The organism is Rhodocaloribacter sp. (assembly GCF_056451265.1).
This window is the reverse complement of record NZ_JBWOPL010000054.1, coordinates 68,160-90,949: the sequence shown is the minus strand read 5'-3', so window position 1 is coordinate 90,949 and position 22,790 is coordinate 68,160. Positions and strand designations below refer to the sequence as shown.

Genomic DNA, 22,790 nt, shown 5'->3' with positions numbered 1-22,790 from the left:
GGCGGCGGGCCTATGCGCGGCGGCGGGGCTGGCGCTGAGCCTCCGGCTGACGGCGGCGCACGTCCTGATCGCAGCGATGGCGGCGGTGCTGCTCTATGCGTACGTCGTGCACCTCCGGCGGCTGCGTCCCGTCGGCCCGCTCCTCGTGGCGGTGGTGGCGGCGATGACGCTCGTCTATGGCGGCGCGGCAGCCGGCGCACCCGGTCCGGCGACGCTCGGGGCGGTTTACGTCTTCCTCCTCACCTTCACGCTCGGCGCCCTCGACGACCGGGAAATGCGCCCGCTCACGACGGCGGCGCCGGCGCTCGCGGTCGCCCTCGCACCGGCGCCCTATCTCTTTCTCGACTACGGCGGCCTCTACCTGCTGCTCATGCTCCTCGCCGGCGGTCTGCTCCTGAGCGCCGTCCGGAAACTCTATGCGCCGGAGACGGGCGTCGCGCCGCCCGCCGACCTCGTCAAAGCGGCGCTCGTGGTGGGGTTGGCGGCGTTCTCGTTCGCCGGTGTGACCGGCTGACGGCCGGGACGCGCGTATCGTCTGTGAACTTTGGGACACCAATGAGGTTGATGCTTTCGGTGGAACTCCCTCCGGGACGGTAAGCGGCCTCCGCCCCTCCTTCCGGCGCCGGAGATCCACGCTTCGGGACGCGCGGCGACGGGCAACCTTCCACGGGACCGAACGTACCGGGGACCTTTCAAACGAGGGCGGCACGAGAACCATCACAAGCACATGGCAGGGTCGGATGCATTCGGGAGCGCGCTGGTGTCGCAGGCTCAGGCCGGCGATGAACGCGCGCGTGCGACGCTCCTGGAGCGTCTCGAACCGGTGCTCCGCGCCTTCTTCATCAAAAGGATCGGGATGCGCCCGGACGTGGACGACCTCATCCAAAACACCCTCGTGCGCGTGCACAACGGCCTCGTCGATCTCAAGGACCCGAAGCGCCTGAAGGCCTTCGCCATGAAAGCCGCGCTCTTTGAGCTTCAGGATTTGTACCGGGGGCGATACAGCGCGAAGGAGCGGCTCTACGATCCCTTCGGCCCGCCCGAGTCCGCCTCGCCGGAGGAGACGGGCGGCGTGCGGGTGGATGTGGAACGGGCGCTCTCGGCGCTCTCGCCCCGCGCCCGCCGCATCATCGAACTGCGCGAATACGGATACCGCTACGAAGAGATCGCACAGATGATCGGCTCGACGGAAGCGGCCATCAAAATGCAGGTCAAACGAGCTTTTGCAAAGATGCGAAACGCCCTCGTGAGCCTCGTCGCCGGGGGGCTGACGGCCCTCCTCCTTCTGGGCGGCGGCTGAGCGTATGCGGCGGCCCCGTTACTTTTTCGGGGATGCAGGCGGCTATGGTAAAGGTCCGTTCCTCTCCTTTCGACGGGCCGTGCAGATGACCCACGGATTGTAATGAGCGAAGCGTTCGACCCCACCCTTTTCGACGATGCGCTGACGCCGGAGGCGCGACAGGCTTTCCGCGCCGCGCTTGAAGCCGATCCCGCGCTGGCGGAGGCTTATGCGCGGTGGCGCCGGGTGCGCGCCGCCGTCCGACGCAGCCTCGACGAGCGCGTCCCCGACCGGCACGCGCTCGTGTGTTATGCCCTCGACGCGCAGGGGCGCGCGGACCTGCTCACGGCGGCCGAGCGCGAAGCCCTCGACGCGGCTCGCCCGGCGCTCGAACGCGCCTTCGCGGCTCATCCCGCGCTTCGCGACGTGGTCCGGCGCATACAGGCGGAGGCCGACGACTTCGAGGCGGTGTGGGAGGCGCACGCCGCGGCGACGACGCCCCGCGCGCATGCCGACCGTCCGTCGCGGCGGAGGCGGCGGAGCCCCGCACAACGGTGGGGAGGACGCATCGCCGCGACGGTGAGCCTCGTGATTTTCGCCGCCGTCGTCACGGTGCTCGTTCAACGCGAGCGCGGCATGGTCACGCTGCGCACGGCCGAAGGCGAGGTGCGCCTCGTCGAGATGGCCGACGGCTCGACGGCGCGGCTGATGGGCGGCTCCGCGTTGACGTATGCGGCCCCGACGAAGGGCGAAGGCTTCACCCGCCGCGCCCGCCTCACGGGTCGCGCTTTCTTCGACATCGCGCCGGACCGCCGGCCTTTCACCATCGAGACGCCGACGGCTCTGACCACGGTGCTCGGCACCACGTTCGGCGTGCGGGCCGACGACGCCGAGACGGAGGTCGTGCTCGTGACCGGGCGCGTCTCGCTGGCGTCCCGCCAGGCGCGTGAGCGCTTCGTCGTGCTCGAACCGGGTCAGCAAAGCCGCGTGGCCTCCGACGCCTTGCCCACGCCCCCCGTCTCCGTCGACCTGGCCGAGGCGCTCGACTGGACGGGCCTCTTCATCTTTCGCGCCGCCTCGCTGGCCGACGCCGTCTCGCGCCTGAGCGCCCATTACCACGTGCCCGTCAGCCTCGCCCCCGAACTCGCGGCCGACTCCATCAGCGGCACCTTTGGTCAGGATCAGCCGCTCGAAGAGATTCTCCGTACGCTCGCCGCCACGCTCACCGCCGAGGTGCGTCCGGCCGACGGCGGCGGCTTCGTCCTCGCCCCGAGCCGGTAAGCCTCCCCGTCGCTTCGCCTTCGCGTCCCTTCGCCCCCGCGCTTGACCCAACGATCCCGAGCGGAAACCCTCACGTCCGGCAGGGGTTCGTATCAACCATCCGGCCGAGGTGCTGCGCCGTTCGGCGCGCGCGAACCCGGCCGTTTCTTCAGGGCCTTTCTTCTCGAACTTCGGGGGTTTCAGCGGCGTGCGAGGTGGTCTGATCTTCGCCATAATGATGGGGCTGGCGCTGGCGGGAGCCCCCGACGGGCGCGCGCAGGCGATCCACCTCGACGTGCGCGCCGCGCCGTTGGCCCAGGCGCTGGCGCTTCTGAGTGATCAGGCAGGGGTGGACGTGGTCTTTGCGCAACGGCTCGTCAGCGGCCGACGGGCCACCTGCCGGTACACCGGCGCCGATGCCGCCGCGGCGCTCGCGTGCGTGCTGAAAAAAACGGGGTTGCGGGCGGATTTCGTGCGGGAGGGGCAGTACGTGCTCGTGGCCGAGAACGGCGCGGCGGAGACCTCGCCCCGCTCCCCGCCGTTGCCTCTGGGCACGCTCTCCGGCTTCGTCATCGACGGCGAGACGGGCGAGACGCTCCCCGGCGCCCACGTCTTCCTCGTGGACCGACAGGTGGGCACGACGACGAACGAGGCGGGGTACTTTGCCCTGCCGGCGGTCAGCATCGCGCCGCACCGGGTGCGCGTGAGCTATCTCGGCTATCACGTCATCGATACGCTCCTCGTGATGGAGACGATGGCCGCCACCGTCGCGCTTCACCCCATCACGCTGACGGGTGAGGAACTCGTCGTCGAGGCCGACCGGCGAGAGGCGATAGACCTCAATGAGGCGTTGGGCGCCGTGGCGTTCCCCGTCAGCCGGCTCGAAGACCTGCCCTCGTCGCTGGGGGGGCAGGATCTGTTTCAGGCGCTCGAATGGATGCCCGGCGTGCAGCGCGCGGGCGAGGTGACGGGCGGCCTCATCGTGCGCGGCAGCGGGCTCGATCAGAACCTCTACCTCCTCGACGGCGCGCCCGTCTATCATCCGTGGCATGCCTTCAGCCTCATCTCCACGTTTCAGACCGACACGTTCAAGGACATCAAGCTCTATCAGGGCGCCTTCCCGGCGGAGCACGGCGGGCGCCTCTCGGCGGTGCTCGACGCCGAACTCAAGGACGGCAACCGGGTGCAACCCCGCGTGGTGGCGGCCATCAACCCGCTCAATGCCCGCTTCGTCATCGAAAGCCCCGTCACGAAAAACAGCTCCTTCATGATCGCCGGACGACGCTCGTACCTCGACAAAATCATCGGGCGGAGCCACCCGGTGACGGACAACAGCGGGCGGCGCGACACCCTCCGGACGGGCTATTATTTTTATGACTGGAACGCGAAAATGACCTTCCGGCCCGGCGCGCGAAGCCGCCTCTCGCTGAGCTTTTATACGGGCCGGGACATCCTCGACCTGCGCCTGCCCTTCGACCTCTCGCTCGATTTCTCGTCGTGGCTCCGCCCGGCGGATCTTTTTTTCGAGGTCGATCAAAAGTGGGGCAATACGCTCTACAGCGCCCGGTATCAGTACCTCGCCTCGCGCCGGGTGTACGTGACCGTGACGGGGTACCATTCGAGATATGAAGCCGCCGAGGGTACGCTCATTCAGCCAACGAGCAGCGCTTCGGTCGTCTCGCAATACGGCGTGCGGCTCGAAGACCTGGGGCTGAAGGTGGACGTGGACTATTACCGCTCGCTTGCCCACCGCATACGCGCGGGCGTTCAGGTGGTGGATCACCGGTTCCGGAGCGACCTCCACGCCGTGCTCACGCGCTCGCCCGGGACGGTGGATACGGTGAACGGGCGCAGTCGCCAGCGCGACCTCGAGATGGCCGCTTTTGCCCAGGACGTGTGGCAACCCTCGCCGCGATGGCAGATCCAGCCGGGGGTGCGTTTGAGCTTCTTCAGCGGCGGAGCCTATACGCGTCTGGACCCGCGTCTGAGCGTGCAATACGCGGCATCGCCGGAGCGGCTCGTCTTTCGGGCGAGCGTCAGCACCCAGGTGCAATACGTCCAGCGTCTCCGCGATCGGTTCTCTTTTCTCTATGATCTCGTCTCGAGTCGGTGGATTCCGGCGGGCGAGGGGGTTCGTCCCTCGCGGGGAGGGCAGGTGAGCTTCGGAATGGAGGGGCGCCCGCGCGCGGGGCTGGTCCTCTCGGCAGAGGCTTACGCGCGCGGGGCGCGCCGGGTGCTCTTGCCCCGCGACGAGTTTCAGACGAAAGACGGGCTAGAAGGGCCCGGCATCGAGGTGGGGACGCTCCTCGGACAGTACGTGAGCGGACGCGAGCGCTCCTATGGCGTGGAGTTGACGGCGCGCGCCGACCGGGGAGCGTGGCAGGTCCTGGTGAGCTATACCGCCGGGCGCTCGCTCAACCGGGCGCCCGAACTCGGAGAGACGGACTATCGCCCGACGCGGTATGACGCGCCAAGCGCGCTTCGGGGCTTCCTCCGGTGGGAGAACCGTCAGTGGCGGCTGGCGCTGGCGGCGCTCTGGCGAAGCGGCTATCCGATCACCGTGCCGGTGGCCCGCTACGCCCTCAACGGCCCGCTCGACGACGCCCCGACGCTGTACCTCCATCGCCCGCGCATCAACAACGGACGGCTGCCGGCCTACCTCCGCTTCGACGTGACGGCAGGCTATCGCTTCGCGTGGCTCGGCGCGCAGTGGCAGGCCGAGCTTCACCTCTACAACGCGCTCAACCGTCGCAACGTCATCGGACGTTTCTACGATCCGGCGGAGGAGGTGGTGCGCGGCAAAGACCGACGCGGTCTTCCCCTGTTGCCGCTCTTCGAATTTAAAATGGAACTGTGAACGAAAGCGTGCCCGCACGTGTCCCCGCCCTCCCATGAAGATCCGATCGCACCTGGCAATCCTGCTTCTCGGCCTGTTGCCGGCGCTCCTGACGGCGGCCGGCTGCGACGCCGTCGAGCCGGTGGAGGAGGCGCGCCTCGTGGTGGAGGCCTTCCTCGAGGCCGGCAAGCCGCTCCCCCCGCTGACGCTCCGGCGCACCGGCCCGCCGGCCGCTCCGTACGCGCTCGACGAGGCCGCCGTCGCCGATGCCGAGGTCGCGCTCGAGATCGACGGGCGGAGGGTCGCGTATCGGCCTGACGACGCGCAGCCGGGACGGTACGTGCCGGAGGCCGCAGGCCCGAAGGCGGCAGCGCGGACGGCCTTCCGCCTCCGCATCCAATGGCGCCGGCAGACGGCCGTCGCCGCCGGAACCCTCCCTCCGCCCATCACCCTCGACAGCGTGAACGTCCGCGTGCCCGAACGCCCCGTGCAGGCCGTCCTCCTCGACTCGCTCAACCTCGGCATCGACTCGCTCAGCGTCGACGTGCAGTCCCGCAAGGGCTTCATCTATCCCGTCGAAGTCACCCTGTGGTGGACCGTCGACTTCGAGGAGACGGGGCTCGACAGCCTGTACTGGATCGAAACGCAGCTTCAGCCCCGCACGGCGTTCTCCTCGACCATCGTGGACTTTTTCCTCTTGCCCGAGCAGATCCTCCGTGAGCGCGCAATGCCGCGCGATGCCCGGGGTCGCCGCGCGTGGACGGGCGTCTATGCCGTCCCCGTCGAGGCCGAGACGGATCCCCTGCCGGCGCATGACCTGAAGGTGGCTTTGCTCCGAAGCGGGCAGGACTACGCGCGCTTCGCCACCAGCCGCGACACTCCCGAGCGCCGCGAGCCGACCTCGAACGTCGAGGGAGCGCTCGGCATCGTCGCCGGGATCTCGGTGGATTCGCTCCGGGTGCGGGTCGGTCCGGGCGGACCCTAGGTCCGGGCGAACCCTGGGGCGGGAACACGCCCCGATCTCGGGGGTCATCGGATGGTGTTTCCTTTTCGTTCCGCGTTCTCCTCATGACCGAACACCCGGCAGGCGTCGTCACCCGGCTCGTCGCGCAAAAAAAGGACCCCGACCGCGTCTCGGTCTTTCTCGACGGCGCCTTTGCCTTCGGGGTGCACATGGATGTGGCGCTGGCGTTCGGGCTGGCTCCGGGACGCGCGCTGACCGAGGCCGCGTGCGAAGAGATCCTCGCGGCAGACGCCGTGTTTCGGGCAAAGTCGGCGGCGTTTCATTATCTCGCCTACCGGGCGCGCACCGAAGGCGAGGTGCGGCGCAAGCTGTCCGAGAAAGGGTTCGAGGAAGGCGTCATCGACGAGGTCGTCGGGCGGCTCTATACGCTCGGCTACCTCGACGACGAAGCCTATGCCCGCGCCTACGTCCGCGCCCGGTTCGCCGGCCGAGGCTATGGCCCGCAGCGCATCCGCGCCGAGCTCCTCCGCCGGGGTGTCCGCCGCGATTACGCCGACGCCGCGCTCGCCGAGCTGCTCGCCGAGGACGACGTGGCGGAGCAGGCGCGCCGACACGCGGCCAAACGCTGGCCCCGCCTCGCCTCCGAACCCGATCCCCGCAAACGCCGGAAAAAGCTCACCGACTACCTCGTGCGCCGGGGGTTCTCCTTCGACGTGGTCCGCCGCGTGGTGGACGAGCTGGCGCGGGAGGAGACGTGAACGACGCGCGGCCTTCGCACGGGCGGGAAAACCGCGCGGACCGTCCGGCGTACAGAAGGTTTTATCGCACCCGCGTCTCCGAACAACCTGCGGCGGCTTATGCAACGTGACGTCACCACCGAGGATCTCGCATCGCCCGTGCCGGGGCGTGGAAGTCCGCCGCCGTATCTGGCCCCGCCGCCGCCCCGCCTCACCGTCGACCGGGTGGTGCGCGGTCTGCTGGCCGCCGCCGTCGTGGCGACCGTGGCGCTGCTGTTGTGGTACTTCTCGCGGCTGGTCGTCTTCCTGGCCATCGGCATGGCCCTGTCCTACCTGATGCGGCCCATCATGCACCGCCTCGAAGGGCTGGGGCTCGGACGCATCCCCGCCATCCTCATGACCTTCGTGCTCGTCTTCGGCGGCGTCAGCATTCTGCTGACGTATCTGGCGCCGTTCCTCGTCACCCAGATCAACGACATCGCACAGGAGATCTCTCCGGATCGCATCCAGAGCGTGGCGACGGCCGTCGAAGACCGGATCCGCCAGGTGTTCCCGCTGAAGGAAGGGCGGCTTCGGGAGGGCGTCACCAACGTGTTCCAGACCCTCTTCCGGGAAGACCGCCTCACCAACGTCGTCGGATCGGTGGTGGACATCTTTACCAACATTTTCTACGCCGTCATCGTCATTCCCTTCATCACGTTCTTTTTTCTGAAAGACGGCGCGAAGATCCGCCGGAGCCTCTTGCGCCTGGCTCCGAACCGGTACTTCGAAGTCACGCTGGCGATCATCGAGAAGATCGAGGCGAACATCGGGCGCTACCTGCGGGCGCTGCTGTTGCAGAGCATCTCGATTGCCACGGTGGCGACGGTGCTTCTCTACGTGGTCGGGCTGAAGTATGCGCTGGCCGTGGGGATCTTTGCGGGGCTGGCGAACACGATCCCGTACTTCGGCCCGATCATCGGCTTTCTGGCCGGCACGCTCGTGGGGGTTGCGCAGACGGGCGACTTCTCGCTGGTGCCGGGCGTGGTGCTGGCGATGGCGCTCACCCAGATCGCCGACAACGTGTTCTTCCAACCGTTCATCTTCTCACGCGCGGCGCGGACGCACCCGCTCGTGATCCTCTTCGTGGTGCTGATCGGGGCGCAGCTGGCGGGCATCGTGGGCATGCTCGTCGCCATCCCGCTGACGACCACCATCCGCGTGACCGTCGAACAGGTCTTGTGGAGTTTGAGAAACTATCGGATCTTGAGAACGGCGTGATCCGGGCGCCCGATCCTTCTGATGCATCAAAGCGAAAAGATTATGACGGAGACCAACGCACCAGACGCCGACGTGCGCGCCGCCGTGGCGATGATTCGTGAAACGGAGCCGCGCGTGCCCGAGGTCGCGCTGGTGCTCGGCTCCGGCCTCGGCGCGCTCGCCGAAGCCGCCGAGGACGCCCGCGCGTTCCCGACGGAGGACCTGCCCGGCTATCCCCGAAGCACCGTGGCGGGCCATCGGGGGCGGCTCGTCTTCGGGCGCTTCGAAGGGCGGGACGTGGTGTTCATCCAGGGGCGGGTGCATCTCTACGAAGGCCATCCCATGCGCGCCGTCACGTTCCCCGTCCGCCTCGTGCACGCCCTCGGCGCGCGCCGCCTCCTCGTGACGAACGCCGCCGGCGGCATCCATCCGTTGTGCGTGCCCGGCACGCTCATGTTCATCACGGACCACATCAACTTCACCTTCGCCAGCCCTCTTGCCGGGCCGAACACGGACGGCGGCCCCCGCTTCCCCGACATGTCGGCCCCGTACGATCCGGCATGGACCGACCGGGCCGAGGCGGCGGCGCTCCGGCAGGGCATCGCCACGCGGCGCGGTGTCTACCTGTGGACACGCGGGCCGAGCTACGAGACGAAGGCCGAGATCCAGGCGTTCAAAAAGCTCGGAGCCGACGCCGTGGGCATGAGCACCGTGCCCGAGGTGATCCAGGCGCGCTACCTCGGCATGCGCGTGCTCGGCATCTCCACCATCACGAACTACGCCGCCGGGCTTCATGCGGACCCGCTCGTCCATGAAGACGTGCTCCGGGTGGGCCGGCAGATCCGCGGCGCCCTCGAACGCCTCGTCCGCAGCGTCGTCCGGGAGACCGCCTGAGACCCGCGCTCGGAAGCGGCAGGCCGGTCAGAACTGGTCCTTGTCTCCCGTGAGCTTCTCTTCCATCGCGTCGGCGGAGGTGACGGCCAGGTTCAGCGCACTGAAGAGGGACTCCGAATCGGCGCCGGCGGAAAGACGCACCACGAAGATTGCCGAGGAGCCGCTCTTGGTCCACGCGCCGAGCTTTTTCGAGAAAGTGTCTTCGAGCAGGGCGTTGGCCACGAGCGCGGGAAAGCTGTCGCCTTCGGCGCGGTAGCCGAAGGACCAGATCTCGCGCACCTCGAAATTCCGGTACTCGTTGGTTGCGGACCGAACGTAGGCCAGCTGGGTTCGACCGTTTCCCGTGTCGAAGATCACTTTGTAATCTCCGTCCTCGTCGATGGTGTACTTGACGCCGGCCTCCTTGAGGCTTTTCGCGACGCGGGCGTCGTGCTCCGGGGTGTCGTTGCCCAGTTGGGCCAGCGCGCCCGAGACGGGCAACAGCGCCATCAGCGCAAAAATCACGATCATCGTTTGCTTTCTCACGTTCGGTTCCTTTTCGTTATGAATAATGCGCTCGAACTTCTCAGGCCACGGGAAGCAACGCCTCAATCCACCGTTTCGGGACAGAGCGCACCGGAACGAAGCAACGCGAGGTCGGACGCAAGTTCCCATACTTTCCCGAGAGTCGCAACCGCCCGCCGGAAAGACGCATGAAAAAATGCCTTTCATTCGGGGCGGAGATCGTGTACTGATGGAGGGATCGGGTGCTGATCGTTACGCGCCCGGCGCACTTATAAAGGTGTTTTTCGAGCGTGTGCGCGACAGGAGGAGGTATCCGATGCGCAACCACGGATTGCGAAGAATCATGGTTCTGGGCGTGGCGAGCCTGTTCTGGCTCGGCGCGTGGGTTCCGGTGGAGGCGCCGCGTGCCTCGCCGGGAGCGGCGGGGGTGCAGATCTTCAGCGTCGTCGAGCGGACGGCGGTGGCGGTGGGGGCGCCGCTCGTGATGCGCGTGGAGGTATATGCGGCCTCCGGCACGAAGGCGCGCCTCGAAGAGGCGTTTCGGCACGGCACGTTCGCCGGCGGCCTCGACGGCCTCGAGCTGCTCTCGCGGGAAGACGCCCCGGCACGGCGACAGACGAACGCGGACGGCGGCTCCGTGCTGGTGGTGACGGGGCGCTTCGTCTTGCGGGCGCTGCGCGCCGGCGCGCTGACGACGCCGGCCTTCGAGGTGCGCTATGAGGGGCGCACCTATGCCGCGCGGACGCACCACATCCTCGCCTACCGGGTGACGCCCCGCATCTTCTCGGCGCGGCAGGCCGTGGTGTCCATCGACGTGGAGGTGCACGACCCCGATCAAGAGCGCATCTACCTGCGCAACGGCTCCGCCTTTCTGGTCGCCCCGGACGCTTTCATCACGAGCTATCACGTGGTCATGGACGCCGACCGCATCCGGCTGACGCTGCCCGGCGGCAAGCGTCTCTCCATCAAGAAAGTGTGGACCGTCGATCCGGTGCGCGACGTGGTGGTGCTCTACGTGGATCCGAAAGAAACGCGCCGGGCCGGCATGGAGCCGCTCCCGCTCGGCGCGGTGACGGACGCGCCGCGGCACAGCGACGGACGGGTCGCCTTCACCTACGGGTGGCCCGGCGGCGTACAGCGAAGCACCGCGGGCGAGCGCTTCCCCGAGATCGCGCTCAACGACGTCGAACGGCTCTGGGTCAGCGCCAACCCCGTACGCCCCGGCGACAGCGGCGGGCCGCTGCTGAACGAGAAGGGCGAAGTGCTCGGCGTCGTCTCGGCGGGCACGGTGCTGGGCCGCCGCCACGAAATCCTTCGCGAAGAGGTGAGCATCGCCACCGACCCGCGCCCGGCGCTCCGGCAGCGCTTTCGGGTCCGGCGACCCCGGTCGCTCAAAGCGGTCTTTGACGACCCCGCCTTTCAGGCGTTGCCCCACGTGCAGGCCTTCCGCCTTTCGGCCATGCTCTCCATCGGGCGGCGCCACGAGCCCCAGTTCGACCAGTGGCTCGCCGACTTCGACGCCGCCCTCGCGCGGTGGGACGAGCCGGACCCCGGCCTCCACTTCATGCGCGGCATGATCTATCAGATGCTCGGCACACCGCAGGATGCCGCCGCCGCCTATCACGACGCCCTCGAAGTGTACGACGGCTTTTTCCCGGCGGCCTACATGCTGGCTCAGCAGCACCTCGAGGCGGGCGAGTATGCGGCGGCCGAGCGCCTGTTTGCGCGCACACAGGCCTATGCGCCGTACGCCCATCTGGCCCTCTACGGGCGGGCGCAGGCGCTGATGGGTCTCCTCCGCTATGATCGGGCGGCGGCGCTGCTGGAGGCCGTCCTCAACTACGACGCCGCCTTCACCCCCGCCGTCTACGACCTCGCCCTCTGCCGCCTCGCCCTCGGCGATGAACCCCGCGTGCAGGCCCTGCTGGCTCGCCTCACCGACACCAGCCCGCGATGGGCGCGGCGGCTCCGAACGGTGCTCCACACACCCGCCTTGCATCCGGTCACGCTCTTGCCGCGACCCCGCGCCTCTCTGGCTGCCTATCAACCCCCGCCGTGATTCCGCGCCGCCCTCCGCCGAATCGCGTATTCTTGTGTAAATAATGCCGCGCGCTCCGCGCTCCATTCCTCCTCGCGAAGACCGCCGAAAGGAGCGCAAATGACATCAAGTGCCACAGATCATTGTATTTTCACTAATTCCTTTGCATATTGGTGCGCATAGACATCACCCACGGTAGGATCCAGGCCTTACTCCAACCCTTAACCTTTCGTTTGCCGTTGTTTAATCTTAACAAGCTCTGGCCCCGGGGCGCGGAGCAGTCGGAGCAAGGATCGATGAGTTACGAACAGGAGCATCAGGACCATGGTGCACAGGGCTATCCCGACGGAGAAGCCCTGCACGACGACGCCGTGGGCAGGGAAAACCATCGCCAGAATGCCGGACGCTATCGGGACGAAATCTTCTCGAAGCGGGTGCCCGCCGGAAAACGGACGTATTTCTTCGACGTGAAAACGACGCGCTCGGGTGAAGATTTTTTCATCACCATCACCGAGAGCAAACGATTGAGCGACGGGCGATACGAGAAGCACAAGGTCTTTCTCTACAAGGAGGACTTCGGCAAATTCATGACGGCCATGCACGAGGTGGTGCAATACATCCGGGACGAGTGCCTGCCGGCGTACGATTTTCGGGGGCTTCCGGAGGTGCTTCCGTCGGAGAATTACGAGGAGTCGTATCACGACGACGAGCGGGACTATTGAGCCTCCCACCGGAAGGGGCGGCGACGACGCTCCGGTCTGGAGGCGATGCGCCGCCGGACGGACTACGCACGGCTTGGCCCCGTGAACCTTTTGCGAAGGGCGACGGGGCAGGCCTGGCGGGGGAATCAAATCACGCGAATTTGATTATACAGGCCGGGTTGTCCCGGCTTTTTGCGTTGTCGGCGGGCCGGGGAAAGGAAGCGCCGTCGGGCCTTCCGTTTTCGCAATCGACCGGAGAAGAGCGGGCATGACGACCAGGCAGGAGGAGGAGCTGGAGGCGACCTTGCGGTTCATCCGCCCGGAGGTGCGACGGGAGCGCGCCTATCACGTGGGCAGCGCCCCGGACGTGACGGTAAAGCTCAATCAGAACGAGTGCCCGTACGACCTCCCCGAGGACCTCAAGCGGGAACTGCTGGAGGCGTTCATGCGGGCGCCGTTCAACCGCTATCCGACCGAACAGCCCGACCGGCTCCGCGAAGCCCTCGCCGCGCGGCTCGGTCACGACCCTGACGGCGTGCTCATCGGCAACGGTTCGAACGAACTCGCGTACACGCTCGGCCTCGCCCTGGTCGGACCGGGCGCGCGCGTCGTTTTGCCCCGCCCCATGTTTGCGCTCTACGGCACGATGGCGCGGATCTTCGGCGGCGAGGTGATCGGCGTGCCGCCGCGCCCCGACCTGCGCTTCGACGCCGACGCCCTCACCGCCGCCGTCGAGCGAACGCGGCCGGCCCTGACCGTGCTCGCCTCGCCGAACAACCCGACGGGGCTGGCCATGACGCCGGACGAGATCGCGCGCGTCGTGGCGGCAGCCCCCGGCTTCGTCCTCGTCGACGAGGCGTACGTCGAGTTCAACGAGGAGCCGAGCGCGATCCGTCTGCTGGCGCGGCATCCGAACGTGCTCGTGATGCGCACGTTCTCGAAGGCCTTCGGCCTGGCGGGGCTGCGGGTGGGCTATCTCTTGGGCCGTCCCGAGGTGATCGCCGAATTGCTCAAGGCGCGCCTGCCCTTCATGGTCGACCGCTTCGCCGAGACCGTGGCGATGACGCTTTTGGAGCGCCCCGAGCTGGTCCGGGCCCGCATCGACGCACTCAAGGCTTCGTGTCGCCGCCTCACCGCCGACCTTCAGGCCCTCGACGGCGTCGAGGTGATCCCCTCGCAGACCAACTTCGTGCTCTTCCGCACAGGACTGGAGCCGCGCCTCGTAATGGCGGGCCTGGCCGAGCACGGCGTGCTCGTGCGAGACATGAGCGGCTATCCCGAACTCCCCGGATACCTCCGCGTAAACGCCGGAATGCCGAATGAGAACCAGGTGTTTGTGGCGGCGTTGAAAGAAACGCTGCGAGCGCAAGCCGGCGTCTGAACGGCGTTCATGCGACCGGCGAAACAGCCCCGGCGCATCGCCTGGTTGGAGGTTGAAAAGGCGTGATCTCTTTCGTGACAATGGGCCGGATCGGCCCCTGATCGTGAACTCGAAAATGTCTGGTAGCCAACCCCATCATCACCGTTTTTTTCGTTGTCAATAAGCACAATGGATGCAATTCAGGTAGATATTATCGGACTTTCCACCAGCCCCTCCAGCGGCGGCGCATATGCGCTGGTGCTCGGCGAGATCGACGGCAACCGGCGGCTGCCCATCATCATCGGAGCCTTCGAGGCGCAGGCCATCGCGCTGGAGCTCGAGAAGATCTCGCCGCCGCGCCCCATGACGCACGACCTCCTGCGCGACCTCTTCGAGGCCGTCAACGCGGAGGTGATCGAAGTGGTGATCGACGAATTGCGGGACGGAACGTTCTTCGCCAAGATCCGGTATGTGCACAATGGGACCGAAGGCAAGCTCGATGCCCGGCCCAGCGATGCGGTGGCCCTCGCCGTCCGCGTCGAAGCGCCCATCTATGTAGCCCCGGAGGTGCTCGACGAAGCCGGCATCCCGACCGAAGAGGAAGTCACCATGGCAAAGGAGGAACCGGTGGAAGAAGAAGAGCCCCTGCCCAAGTCGCCCTTGGCCCGGCTGCAAAAACAGCTCGAAGACGCCATCGCCGAGGAAAACTATGAGCTGGCCGCTCAGATCCGAGACAAGATTCAACGGCTCGAGAGCGAAAGCAACTGACGCGCCCGCCTCGTCCCCGTCACTAACGTGAAACGTCCCTCGTAAGGCTGTCCGTTCCGGCGCGCGCGCCGGCGCCTGCGTGTGACTCGTTTCGCGTTTCTTTTTTTCATCCTTCCGCCGCAGATTCATGCCCGTTGTCGCTCCGACCGCCTACACCGTGCGCCGCGTTCCCCTGACGGCGATGCGCGCGTTCCCGGCCCTCTTCGAACAGTATTGCGCGGACTACGACGCGCTCGCCGCATACTATGCGGGCGACTTCCGGAGCGCCGGGGCCCGTGCCGAAGCGGCCGCCCGCGCCGCCGCCCACCCCCGCGACCGCGACGCCCTCGTCGAGGTGCTCCTCGACCAGAACGCCCGCTGGGGCCTCGACGACGCCGCACGCGCGAACATCGAGGCGCTCCGAGACCCGGAGGCCGTGGCCGTGGTGACGGGACAGCAGGTGGGGCTGCTCACCGGACCGCTCTATACGCCGTACAAAACCATCACCGCCCTCCAGCTCGCGCGGCGGTTGCGCCAGGAGACGGGACGGCCCGTCGTGCCCGTGTTCTGGCTCGAAGGCGAGGACCACGACTTCGACGAGGTGGCGGGCGTGCGCCTTCTGCACCGAAACGAAGTGGCCGAGGTGCGATACGACGGGCACACGCTTCCCGAAGGCGGCAACCTGGGGCCCGTCGGGCGGCTCGTGCTCACCGAACAGATCACCGACGTGCTCGACGCCGTCGAAGCGATGCTCGCGCCCTCCGACTTCAAGGCCGAGCTGATGGCAAAGGTGCGCGACGCCTATCGCCCCGGCACGACGCTCCTCGACGCCTTCGCCCGCCTCATGCGCGCCTTCTTCCCCGACGAAGGGCTCGTCTTCCTCTCCCCGGACGACCGGCGATTCAAACGCCTGACCGCCCCGCTTTTCCGCCGGGAAATCGAGGATTACGCCACGGCGCTCGAACGTTTCGAGGCCGTGAGCGCGCGCCTCGCCGACCGCTACCACGCGCAGGTCCACATCCGCCCGACGAACCTCTTCCTCCTCGAAGCCGGTCGGCGCTACGCCGTCGACGCCGAGGGCGACCGCTTCCGGCTGCGCGGCACGGCGCACCTGCTCACGAAAGACGCCCTCCTCGACCGGCTCGAACGCCACCCCGAGTGCTTCAGCGCCAACGTCGTCCTCCGCCCGCTCATGCAGGATACCCTCTTGCCCACGGCGGCGTACGTGGCCGGACCGGGCGAGGTGTCGTACTTCGCACAGTTCAAGCCGATGTATGCGTGGGCCGGCCTGCCGATGCCCGTCATCTATCCCCGCGCCAGCGTCACCCTCGTCGAGCCGAAGGTGAAGAAAGTGCTCGATCGTCATCCGGTGGACGTGCCCGACTTCGGCGAGGAGCACGACCGACTGTTCCGCCGCGTCATCCTCGACGAGATGGAGGTGGACATCGAGGCGGCCTTCCAGGCGTCGGCGCGGCATCTGCACGAGGCCGTCAACACGTTCAAGCCCGTCGTCGAACAGGTGGACCGCTCGCTCGGGAAAGCCGCCGAGGCCGCCCGCGTCGCGCTCGTGAAAGAGTTCACGCGGCTGAAGGAACGCGCCGTCAAGGCCGAGAAACGCCACCACGACACGCTCCGGGCACAACTGAACAAGGCGCAGGTGAACCTTTTCCCGGACGGCAAGCTCCAGGAACGCGTCGTCTCTCCGCTCTATTTTCTGAACAAATACAGCTCCGACCTGCTCGAAAACCTGCTCGTCACCCTCTCCCTCGACACCACGGAACATCAGATCGTGGAGCTTTGATACGGCGCGCCGGGGGCGCAGTGCGTGAGGACGGTCGTCCGGCGTGCGCCGCATGGCAGAGGGGAAGAGCGGCGGGCGGTCGAGGCTTCCTGATGCCATGAAATCCGAAACGATCCCCGCGGAGCCGCTTTTCAGTCCGCTCATCGAACAGGCCGTCGAGCTCTCGGCGCAGTGGCACGACGGCACGTACCGAAAGAGCCGGTGGCGCGACCCTGCCTTCGGTGTGCCGCCTTCGGAGGCGCTCGGCGTGCCCGTGATGGCGCACGTGACGATGGTGGCGATGACCGTGCAACGCGCCGGGTGGGACGAGGTGACCGTGGCCGCCGCCTTTCTCCACGACGTCATCGAGGACGCCAACCAGTACGGCGAGGAACTGCGCTACGGCGAGCTGAGCGCGCTCATGGGCGAGGCCGTCGCGCGCCGCGTGGCCGAAGTGACCGAGGAGAAGTACGACGCGCACGGCAACTTCCGCCCGTGGCGCGCGCGGAAGGAGGACTACGCCGCCCGTCTCCACACCGCCTCCGCCGGGGCCGTCGCCATCAGCCTGGCCGACAAGCTCCACAACCTCTGGTCGATGAATGAGAGCCTGGCCAGCGGGTTGAACATTTTCGAGAAAGGGCCGAACCGTCGCCCCCTCAGCGCCGGACCCGAGGCGCAGCGCTGGTTCTTCCACGCCGTCCTCGACGCCTCCGACGCCCACACCGACCCTCGCCTCGCCCCTCTCCGCACGGCCCTCCGCGCCGAACTCGAACGCTTCGAACGGCTCACGAGCACCGCCGCCGGCTGAGCGCCGAAACCGACCGTATTTCATCTTTCGTGGTCCGGTCTGCAGCCCCGTCGTGTTGGCTCAAACGTTATGTCGCTTATCGCATCCATAGTTCAACCTCGGTTCCATGATCAAAATTCATCCCATCCTGACCGGCCATGTACAGGTTAAAGTCGCACAGCGGCGAAGGAAAACGGGGGGGCTCTTGCGCGTGCTCCTGGACCGGACCTGGACCGAATGGCTTCCTATCTACGCGTGGGCGATCGAGCATCCGGAAGGCGTCGTCGTCGTGGACACCGGAGAGACGGCGCGTGCGTCCGAGCCGGGCTACTTTCCACGCTGGCACCCCTACTTCCGCACCTCGGTCCGTATGGACGTGGCGGCGGAGCAGGAAATCGGACCCCAACTGGAAAAGATCGGCATCGCTCCGAAGGAGGTCCGCACGGTCATTCTGACGCATTTTCATACGGATCACGCGGGAGGGCTTCATCACTTTCCCGAGAGCGAGATCCTCGTTCAAGGCCGGGACTACCAGAGCGCTCGGGGGTTCATGGGCAAGCTCCAGGGATATCTGCCTCACCGGTGGCCCGCATGGTTCGCGCCGAAGCCGATACCGTTCGAGGCCGTCCCCATCGGCCCCTTCGGGAGAAGCTATGCGGTGACGAAGGCCGGCGACGTCCTCGTCGTGCCCACGCCGGGGCATACGCCGGGGCACGTTTCAGTGATCGTAAAGAAAGGCGGGATAAACTATTTTCTGGCGGGAGATACGAGCTACACGCAGCGTCTCCTGCTGGAAAGAGAACCCGACGGCGTCAGCCCGAACCGGGCCGCCGCTCTGCAGACCCTCGACGCCATTCTGGAATATGCCCGGAGCGAGCCGACCGTATATCTGCCTTCTCACGATCCCCAATCCGCCGAAAGGCTTCGGCAAGAGCAAATCCTCGATGCGGCGGTGTGATGCCGATGAGCCGTTTTCCGAAAGGTTCGTCCGGGTGCGTGTGCGCATCGGTCGCGGCGCTTGACGTCGTGAAAGCTTCTCTCATCCCCGTCGGGCGTTCCCTCGCAGCGCATGGGAACGAGCCCAAGAGGTGAAGCCGATCTCTTGAGGCCGCTGTTCAACCCGGCAGCCGTCACTTTCAAGGCGAGCCTGGCGTTTGCGGCCGCGCACGCGATCAGAAGGGCTCCGGTAGCGAGCAGCCTCTGTCGCCGGATGGACAACGTCGGGTTCAGATCCGGCGCATGAATTTTTTTTAAAGTATTTCATTCAAGGACGATACCCCCCTACGCCACTGCGAAACGCCACCGCTCCGGAGTGATTGATGTCCGCCTCCGTAGGACCTGACACCGACACGGCACCACCATCCGGGGATCGTCTCCTGCTGCGTCCGTCCGGGCGAGAGCCGAGGAACACCCCTGATGCAATGTCTCCCGTCAGCGCCCTGTGAGCGCATCACACGCCATCGTGGAAGAGAACCGTTCGTACGAAAAGAACCGTTCCGAACGAAGTTTTTCTTCCCGATGCCGGCAGGTTTGTCGCATCTCTGGATCAGGTGATCTGCCGGGTTCCCCCGGACTTCCCTGTACGTGCCACCGTCACTATTGCCTTGAGGTTAGTAATGAAACGCAAATGGAATGCGCTCCGGCTTGGATATAAAATTATCCTTCCGCTGGTTCTCGTCTCTGTCATCAGCAGTCTTTTCATCTACTTCTACTTCTCATCCATGACCGAAAAGCAGGAGATCGAAGCGCTGGTCTTACAGGCGCGCACGCTCATCCTGCAAGCGGAATCGACCCGTGAATACGCTGCCGAACAGATCAAAAACGGCGTTTTCAGGGAAGATCTTACGGAGAAGAAGCAGGTCCTCTATACCGTCCCCATCTTTGCCGCCATGCGCGCCACGCGCGCGAAGGCCGAAGAACTGGGACTCGAGTTCAAGGTCCCCAAATTCCAGCCCCGCAATACCGACAACGAACCGGATCCTTACGAAGCCCAGGTGCTGCGCCGGCTCATGAACCGGGAAATGCCGGAATTCTGGGAAATCGACCCTGAAACCGATAAACTTCGTTACTTCCGCCCGATTGAATTGACGGAAGAGTGCATGCGCTGCCACGGCGACCCGAACAAGTCCTTTGAGTACTGGGGCACCACCGACGGCACCGACATCACCGGAACGAAGATGGAGGGATGGAAAGTCGGTGAGATCCACGGCGCTTTCGAGGTCATGATGTCTATGGAGCCGGTGCATGCCGCCGTTTCCAGGAAGGCCCGCATGATCGGGCTGATCGCTTTTCTTACCCTGGTGATGTTGACGCTGGTGGCATGGGGCATCTCCCGCCTCGTCACCCGCCCGATTCAGTCCCTGGAGCAGGGGACCCGCCGCGTGGCCGAAGGCGACCTCACGGTTCAGGTAGAACTGGACGTAGAAGACGAGATCGGCGCGCTCAGCCAATCGTTCAACACGATGGTGCGCGACATCCGCACTTCGGCCGAGGCCCTGGAAGCCGAGAAGGCGAATGTGGAACGGAAGGTAGAAGAAGCCGTGCGCGAGTCGGAAGAACAACGGCAATACCTCACGCAAAGCGTGGACAAGATCCTGACCGAAATGGACCGTTTCGCCGCCGGAGACCTGACGGTGCAACTCGATGCCGGACACGGCGACGACGAGATCGGCAAGCTGTCTCGCGGTTTCAACAAGGCCGTTCAGAACATACGCCGTCTCTTCGATCAGGTGCGCGGCGCGGTCGAGGCGACCGTCACGACGGCTACGCTCATCTCCAGAACCACCGAGGAGCTGGCGGTCGGGGCTCAGGAGCAGTCCGCCCAGGCAACCGAGGTCGCTGCCGCCGTCGAGGAGATGACCCGCACCATCATCGAGAACGCCAAGAACGCCACCCGCACCGCCACGGTCGCCCAGCAAAACGGCGAGGTAGCCGAGCAGGGCGGACAGGTGGTCGAGCAGACCATCGTCAAGATTCGCCAGATCGCCGATCGCGTCGGGCAGTCTGCCGGCATGGTGGAACGTCTCGGTGCGTCGAGCCAGCAGATCGGAGAGATCATCTCGACGATCGACGACATTGCCGATCAGACCAACCTGCTGGCCCTCAACGCCGCCATTGAGGCCGCCCGCGCGGGAGAGCAGGGCCGGGGCTTTGCCGTCGTCGCCGACGAGGTGCGCAAACTGGCCGAGCGGACCACCCAGGCCACCAAGCAGATTGCCGAGATGATCCTGACGATTCAATCCGAAACCACTGACGCCGTCACGTCGATGCAACAGGGCACTGAGGAAGTGAAGACCGGCATCGTGCTCGCCGACAAGGCCGGCGAGGCTCTGGAGAAAATCGTGGCGGAGACGCAGCAAACCGTTGATCTGATTGGTCAGATTGCGGCAGCCACCGAAGAGCAGTCGGCAACGAGTGAGCAGATCTCGCGCAGCGTCGAGGCCATCTCGATGGTCTCGGATGAGTCGGCGCGGGGGATCAGCGAGATCGTCCGCTCCACAGACGAACTGAACCAGGCCATGGATCAACTCAGCGCACTCGTCGCGCAGTTCAAAGTGGACCATACCGAAACTCCGTCGCCGCGCGCAGATCGGCCGGCGGCGGCCGGAGACGGCGCGGCGACGGAGCACCGGTGGTCGCACACGCCCACGCTGGAGTAACGGCGCCTCCTCCTCGACACGAACCGAATCCAAAGGTCTTTCTCGACCCGCGCACGCGCCGCCTCTCCCGGGGGCGGCGCGTGCCTTTTCGGCGCGTGGCTCGTCCCCCTCCTCCGGAAGCGATGCGTTCAGCGGACGGCGGCGAAGCCAAAGGAAGCCGCGCGTGAAACGTTTCCGCGCTCGGACGTTGAACCGTTCCGTCTTCTGAGCGGAAAGGACGCCTCGCATTCGAGCACGCATGATCACCAACTATTACACGCTGAAGGCGCTCGTGCGCGAGTGGACGCCGGACCTCGTCGGGGGGGTGGTGGGGGATGCGTTCTCGCAGACGCGCGACGAACTGACGCTGGCCCTCGCGAAGCCGGAGCGCGCGTGGATGCTTCGCGCGTCGGTGCGCGGGCCGCTCCGTTTCCTCTTTCGCTCGGAAGGTTACAGCAAGGCCCGGCGAAACGTCGCCACGCTGTTCGAGACGAGCTTCGACCGGCGCGTGACGGGGCTGCGCATGGCCGAACGCGACCGCATCCTCTACCTCGACCTCGAGGGCGGCCTGCGCTTTCAGGTCATGCTCTTCGGCCCGCACGCCAACGTCTTCCTCACCGACGCCGAAGGACGGGTGCGCGAAGCCTTTCAGGCCGATGCCGAATGGTCCGGGCGGGCGGCCCCCGCCCCGCATCCCGCCCCCCTCGTCGACACGTTCGAGGCTTTCGAGGCCCGGTGGCGCATCGACCGGAAGACGACGACGCAGGCCCTCGCCGCCGCCCTCCCGCTCTTCGACCGCACCCTCGCCGCCGAGGCCGTCCACCGCGCGGGCGTGACGCCGTCCCATCCCGCCGCCTGCTCCGAGGCCGAGCGCCGCGCCCTCTTCGAAGCCGCACGCGCGCTCCGAAGCGAACTCGAAGGCCCGTCGCCACGCATCTTCTGGCGCGGACGCTCGCCCGAGGTCTTCTCTCTCATCCGCCTCCGCCACCTCGAAGGCCGCGAAGACCTGACCGAAGAGCCGTTCGACTCGGTGGACGCCGCCGTGCGCCTGTTCGTCCGTCGCAGCCTGGGCGAGGCGCGTTTTCGGCAGGCATACGCCCCGCTCGAAAAGGCGCTCCGCTCGGCGCGCGACCGCTACCGGGCGAGCGCCGAGCGCATGCTCGAAGAGCTCGCCCGCGAGAGCCGCGCCGACCGGTACGAGCGATGGGCGCACCTGCTCATGGCGAACCCCGCCGCCGTGCCGCCCGGCGCGGAAGCCGTCACGCTGCCCGACCTCTTCGCCGGCGGCGCGCCCGTCACCATCCCCCTCGACCCGGCGAAGAGCGCCGTCGAGAACGCGCAACGGTATTATGAGAAGGCCCGCCGGACGCGGCGCTCCCGCGCCCACGCCGAGGAGCGCATGGCCGAGGCCGAGCGCCGCGCCGAGGAAGCCGAGGCCCTCCTCGAACGCCTCCGCCGCATCGACACGTATGCCGACCTCGAACGCTTCAAGAAAAAGGAAGCCGACCGGCTCGAGGCGTTCCTCGCCCCGGAGGCGCGGGCGAAAAGCGGCGTCCCGTTCCGGCGCTTTCCGCTCGGCGGCGGCTTCGAGGTATGGGTGGGCAAACATGCGAAACAGAACGACCTGCTCACGTTCCGCCACGCCCGGAAGCACGACCTGTGGATGCACGCGCGCGGCGTCGGCGGCTCGCACGCGGTGCTCCGCCTCCCGAACCGGCAGGCCCGACCCGGCAAAGACCTTCTCGAGCGCGCCGCGAGCATCGCCGCGTATTTCAGCAAAGCGCGGGGCAGCGGCCTCGTCCCGGTCATCGTCACCGAGCGGAAGTACGTGCGCAAGCCGAAGGGCGCGCCCCCCGGCGCCGTCGTCGTCGAACGCGAGGACGTGCTCCTCGTCGAGCCGAAACTGCCGAAGTGAACGGCGGGGGAGTTTGAAAGAATTTACGGCGGCTTCGTTTCGCTTCCTCCCGGCGCATCGTACCTTCCTCGCTTCGCACACGAAAGTCCCCCTTCCAAAATCTGATTTCGA

General features: G+C 66.7%; 17 protein-coding genes and 1 pseudogene. 17 read left to right on the top strand and 1 reads right to left on the bottom strand.

All coding sequences use genetic code 11. The annotated features are described in order from the left end of the window. The 8 genes and pseudogenes from AC1HIY_RS10455 to AC1HIY_RS10420 form a co-directional block, all read left to right on the top strand. A pseudogene (locus tag AC1HIY_RS10455) lies at positions 1–514 on the top strand (hypothetical protein); the annotation flags it as partial. A 213-nt stretch (positions 515–727) separates the two neighbouring features. Then, a complete protein-coding gene (locus tag AC1HIY_RS10450; protein WP_479576676.1) occupies positions 728–1,300 on the top strand; it encodes an RNA polymerase sigma factor in 573 nt (190 codons plus the stop codon). Between the two features lie 102 nt (positions 1,301–1,402). Then, complete coding sequence (locus AC1HIY_RS10445; RefSeq protein WP_479576675.1) at positions 1,403–2,560, top strand: FecR family protein; 1,158 nt, start codon at positions 1,403–1,405, stop codon at positions 2,558–2,560. A gap of 187 nt (positions 2,561–2,747) precedes the next feature. Next, positions 2,748–5,396, top strand: a complete 2,649-nt coding sequence (locus AC1HIY_RS10440; protein ID WP_479576674.1) for a TonB-dependent receptor — start codon at positions 2,748–2,750, stop codon at positions 5,394–5,396. Positions 5,397–5,430: 34 nt separating this feature from the next. Beyond that, a complete protein-coding gene (locus AC1HIY_RS10435; protein ID WP_479576673.1) occupies positions 5,431–6,360 on the top strand; it encodes a DUF4249 family protein in 930 nt (309 codons plus the stop codon). Positions 6,361–6,443: 83 nt separating this feature from the next. Further along, positions 6,444–7,097 carry a RecX family transcriptional regulator gene (locus tag AC1HIY_RS10430; protein WP_479576672.1) on the top strand — a complete coding sequence of 218 codons (654 nt, stop codon included), beginning with the start codon at positions 6,444–6,446 and terminating at the stop codon, positions 7,095–7,097. Between the two features lie 99 nt (positions 7,098–7,196). Continuing rightward, complete coding sequence (locus tag AC1HIY_RS10425) at positions 7,197–8,336, top strand: AI-2E family transporter (protein ID WP_479576671.1); 1,140 nt, start codon at positions 7,197–7,199, stop codon at positions 8,334–8,336. Between the two features lie 42 nt (positions 8,337–8,378). Further along, on the top strand, positions 8,379–9,209 hold the full coding sequence (locus AC1HIY_RS10420; RefSeq protein WP_479576670.1) for a purine-nucleoside phosphorylase: 831 nt from the start codon (positions 8,379–8,381) through the stop codon (positions 9,207–9,209). 27 nt (positions 9,210–9,236) lie between these two features. On the opposite strand, the gene AC1HIY_RS10415 is transcribed toward AC1HIY_RS10420, so the two are convergent. After that, on the bottom strand, positions 9,237–9,734 hold the full coding sequence (locus tag AC1HIY_RS10415; protein ID WP_479576669.1) for a hypothetical protein: 498 nt from the start codon (positions 9,732–9,734) through the stop codon (positions 9,237–9,239). Positions 9,735–10,029: 295 nt separating this feature from the next. On the opposite strand from AC1HIY_RS10415, the gene AC1HIY_RS10410 reads away from it, so the two are divergent. The 9 genes from AC1HIY_RS10410 to AC1HIY_RS10370 all read left to right on the top strand — a co-directional run bounded on the left by AC1HIY_RS10410 (position 10,030) and on the right by AC1HIY_RS10370 (position 22,679). Beyond that, on the top strand, positions 10,030–11,772 hold the full coding sequence (locus AC1HIY_RS10410) for a trypsin-like peptidase domain-containing protein (protein WP_479576668.1): 1,743 nt from the start codon (positions 10,030–10,032) through the stop codon (positions 11,770–11,772). Between the two features lie 275 nt (positions 11,773–12,047). Then, a complete protein-coding gene (locus tag AC1HIY_RS10405; protein ID WP_479576667.1) occupies positions 12,048–12,473 on the top strand; it encodes a DUF3276 family protein in 426 nt (141 codons plus the stop codon). A gap of 247 nt (positions 12,474–12,720) precedes the next feature. Then, the gene (gene hisC / locus AC1HIY_RS10400; RefSeq protein ID WP_479576666.1) at positions 12,721–13,833 is read left to right on the top strand and encodes a histidinol-phosphate transaminase; all 1,113 of its coding nucleotides are present in this window, start codon (positions 12,721–12,723) and stop codon (positions 13,831–13,833) included. Between the two features lie 168 nt (positions 13,834–14,001). Next, on the top strand, positions 14,002–14,580 hold the full coding sequence (locus AC1HIY_RS10395; protein ID WP_479576665.1) for a bifunctional nuclease family protein: 579 nt from the start codon (positions 14,002–14,004) through the stop codon (positions 14,578–14,580). 127 nt (positions 14,581–14,707) lie between these two features. Continuing rightward, positions 14,708–16,360, top strand: a complete 1,653-nt coding sequence (bshC, locus tag AC1HIY_RS10390) for a bacillithiol biosynthesis cysteine-adding enzyme BshC (RefSeq protein ID WP_479576664.1) — start codon at positions 14,708–14,710, stop codon at positions 16,358–16,360. 97 nt (positions 16,361–16,457) lie between these two features. Next, the gene (locus AC1HIY_RS10385) at positions 16,458–17,147 is read left to right on the top strand and encodes an HD domain-containing protein (protein WP_479576663.1); all 690 of its coding nucleotides are present in this window, start codon (positions 16,458–16,460) and stop codon (positions 17,145–17,147) included. 106 nt (positions 17,148–17,253) lie between these two features. Then, positions 17,254–18,084 (top strand): N-acyl homoserine lactonase family protein, encoded by an 831-nt coding sequence (locus tag AC1HIY_RS10380; protein ID WP_479576662.1) that lies wholly within the window; start codon positions 17,254–17,256, stop codon positions 18,082–18,084. A 658-nt stretch (positions 18,085–18,742) separates the two neighbouring features. Beyond that, entirely contained in the window at positions 18,743–20,785 is a 2,043-nt protein-coding gene (locus AC1HIY_RS10375) for a methyl-accepting chemotaxis protein (protein WP_479576661.1), read from the top strand. 238 nt (positions 20,786–21,023) lie between these two features. Beyond that, a complete protein-coding gene (locus tag AC1HIY_RS10370; RefSeq protein ID WP_479576660.1) occupies positions 21,024–22,679 on the top strand; it encodes an Rqc2 family fibronectin-binding protein in 1,656 nt (551 codons plus the stop codon). Positions 22,680–22,790: the final 111 nt, after the last annotated feature.

Excerpts from the sequence above, each read along its gene's own strand:
- AC1HIY_RS10450 (WP_479576676.1), top strand. The coding sequence starts at position 728 with ATGGCAGGGTCGGATGCATTCGGGAGCGCGCTGGTGTCGCAGGCTCAG.
- hisC (WP_479576666.1), top strand. The coding sequence starts at position 12,721 with ATGACGACCAGGCAGGAGGAGGAGCTGGAGGCGACCTTGCGGTTCATC.
- AC1HIY_RS10385 (WP_479576663.1), top strand. The coding sequence starts at position 16,458 with ATGAAATCCGAAACGATCCCCGCGGAGCCGCTTTTCAGTCCGCTCATC.
- AC1HIY_RS10405 (WP_479576667.1), top strand. The coding sequence starts at position 12,048 with ATGAGTTACGAACAGGAGCATCAGGACCATGGTGCACAGGGCTATCCC.
- bshC (WP_479576664.1), top strand. The coding sequence starts at position 14,708 with ATGCCCGTTGTCGCTCCGACCGCCTACACCGTGCGCCGCGTTCCCCTG.
- AC1HIY_RS10395 (WP_479576665.1), top strand. The coding sequence starts at position 14,002 with ATGGATGCAATTCAGGTAGATATTATCGGACTTTCCACCAGCCCCTCC.
- AC1HIY_RS10430 (WP_479576672.1), top strand. The coding sequence starts at position 6,444 with ATGACCGAACACCCGGCAGGCGTCGTCACCCGGCTCGTCGCGCAAAAA.
- AC1HIY_RS10375 (WP_479576661.1), top strand. The coding sequence starts at position 18,743 with ATGAAACGCAAATGGAATGCGCTCCGGCTTGGATATAAAATTATCCTT.
- AC1HIY_RS10445 (WP_479576675.1), top strand. The coding sequence starts at position 1,403 with ATGAGCGAAGCGTTCGACCCCACCCTTTTCGACGATGCGCTGACGCCG.
- AC1HIY_RS10370 (WP_479576660.1), top strand. The coding sequence starts at position 21,024 with ATGATCACCAACTATTACACGCTGAAGGCGCTCGTGCGCGAGTGGACG.
- AC1HIY_RS10425 (WP_479576671.1), top strand. The coding sequence starts at position 7,197 with ATGCAACGTGACGTCACCACCGAGGATCTCGCATCGCCCGTGCCGGGG.
- AC1HIY_RS10420 (WP_479576670.1), top strand. The coding sequence starts at position 8,379 with ATGACGGAGACCAACGCACCAGACGCCGACGTGCGCGCCGCCGTGGCG.
- AC1HIY_RS10410 (WP_479576668.1), top strand. The coding sequence starts at position 10,030 with ATGCGCAACCACGGATTGCGAAGAATCATGGTTCTGGGCGTGGCGAGC.
- AC1HIY_RS10435 (WP_479576673.1), top strand. The coding sequence starts at position 5,431 with ATGAAGATCCGATCGCACCTGGCAATCCTGCTTCTCGGCCTGTTGCCG.
- AC1HIY_RS10380 (WP_479576662.1), top strand. The coding sequence starts at position 17,254 with ATGATCAAAATTCATCCCATCCTGACCGGCCATGTACAGGTTAAAGTC.